The organism is Chamaesiphon sp. VAR_69_metabat_338 (genome assembly GCF_031423935.1).
Taxonomy (GTDB): domain Bacteria; phylum Cyanobacteriota; class Cyanobacteriia; order Cyanobacteriales; family Chamaesiphonaceae; genus Chamaesiphon.
On the sequence record NZ_JANPGM010000396.1, the window covers coordinates 1 to 2,141 of the forward strand.

2 protein-coding genes are annotated in these 2,141 nt (G+C 48.6%); both read right to left on the reverse strand.

All coding sequences use genetic code 11. From position 1 onward, the window contains the following. Positions 1–577 (reverse strand): ATP synthase F1 subunit gamma (gene atpG, locus RMO84_RS11080; RefSeq protein WP_310488522.1); only part of this gene is annotated, 577 nt, incomplete at its 3' end. Between the two features lie 268 nt (positions 578–845). Beyond that, positions 846–2,141 (reverse strand): F0F1 ATP synthase subunit alpha (gene atpA / locus RMO84_RS11085; RefSeq protein ID WP_310488523.1); only part of this gene is annotated, 1,296 nt, incomplete at its 5' end.

Here is a 2,141-nt window from a genome sequence, read left to right on the forward strand (position 1 = left end):
GGGGCAATAACGTTTGGACTACTGGGCGCGAAGAAATCAGCGAGACGAATTTGGTATAAACTAGCTCTACTCTGTCCACACCTTCGGACAGGAACAGGGAGAGCAATTCATCGGCGATCTTACTTGCTTCAGCAGCCGTGGGAATTTGTTCTAAACCAGTGTAATTGGCACTGATGGGTTGATTGCGACGTTGGAAGTACTGGGTAGCTTTGCGTCCGACGGTGACAAATTTATAGTCTAAACCTTGGGCTTTGAGTTCTTTAGCGCGGAGTTCGGCTTTTTTGATAATCGAACTATTATAACCGCCGCACAAACCGCGATCGCCTGTAACGACTAAGATCCCGACACATTTGGCTTCGCGTTGTTGTAAGAATGGCGAAGTAGCATCGGCAAATGTCAGGCGATTTTTGAGGCTATACAACACTTGTGCCAATCTGTCGGCAAAGGGACGGGTGGCGATGACTTGTTGTTGCGCGCGGCGTACTTTAGCTGCGGCGACGAGGCGCATGGCTTCGGTAATTTTTTTAGTATTTTTAACCGATTGGATTCGATCGCGAATCAGTTTTAAGTTAGCCATATTTTTATAGGGGGTTCTAGTTGTAGATTTTTGGTGTTTAGTTAGGAAAGAGAATAGGGAATAGGGGATAGGGGATAGTGGTTTTACTTCATGAGAATGATGTCCACTATGTTTTTATCTATAATTTGTTATGAAAAAAGGGATAGAGGCTAACAGATTAGGTTTAGAAGATGCGTAAGTAGATGTTTTGTGCAGATCGTAGTCTATACGTTGAAACACCCAATTACACTTCTCTATTCCCTATTCCCTATCCCCTATCCCCTAATTTCTAAGCTGCGGCTAAGAAGGATTTCTTACACTCGACTAATGCAGCTTTGAGCAGATTTTCTGCTTCATCAGTTAGCTGCATTTTGTTGTCTTTGATGGTTTGCGCGTACTCAGGTTTGCTATTTTTGAGGTAGTCTTTGAGTGCGGTCGTGTAACCGACGACTTTATTGACAGCGATATCGTCGAGGTAGCCATTCAAGCCAGCGTATACCACGGCAACCTGTTCGGCAACCGATAGTGGCGAGTACTGCGGCTGTTTGAGAATTTCGCGTAACCGCGCGCCACGAGCGAGTTGATTTTGGGTCGCTTGGTCGAGGTCGGAGGCGAATTGCGCGAAGGCTTGGAGGTCGTCAAACTGCGCTAGTTCGAGTTTGAGTTTACCTGCAACTTTCTTCATTGCCTTGGTTTGTGCGGCGGAACCGACGCGGGATACTGAAATACCGGCGTTGATGGCTGGGCGCAAACCGGAGTTGAAGAGATCGGCGGAGAGGAAGATTTGACCGTCGGTAATCGAAATTACGTTGGTCGGAATGTAAGCCGATACGTCACTCGCTTGAGTTTCGATGATTGGTAATGCAGTCATGCTACCACCACCGAGTTCGTCGCTGAGTTTGGCAGCGCGCTCTAGTAAGCGAGAGTGAATGTAGAATACGTCGCCGGGATAAGCTTCGCGTCCGGGTGGGCGACGGAGCAGGAGGGACATCTGACGGTATGCTTGAGCTTGTTTGGACAAGTCATCATAGATAATCAGGGTCGCTTTACCTTGGTACATAAAGTACTCAGCGATCGCGGCACCAGTGTAAGGTGCGAAGTATTGGAGGGTGGCAGGATCGTTGGCATTAGCCGCTACGACGATCGTGTAAGCCATCGCGCCAGCTTCTTCTAGTACGTTAACGATGTTCGCAACTGTGGAAGCTTTTTGACCGATCGCAACGTAAACGCAAATTACATCTTCGGATTTTTGGTTGACGATCGTATCGACGGCGATGGTGGTTTTACCAGTCTGTCTGTCACCGATGATCAGTTCCCGTTGTCCGCGTCCGACCGGAATCATCGCATCGATTGCAGTAATCCCTGTCTGCATGGGTTCGTAGACCGAACGGCGTTCGATAATCCCCGGTGCCATGAATTCAATCAGGCGAGTGGTGGTAGTGGCAATGTCGCCTTTACCATCGATCGGACGTGCTAATGCGTCAACGACGCGACCGACGATCGCATCGCCGACCGGAATCTGCGCGATTTTACCGGTTGCTTTAACAGCACTACCTTCTTGAATATTCCGACCGTTGCTCATCAA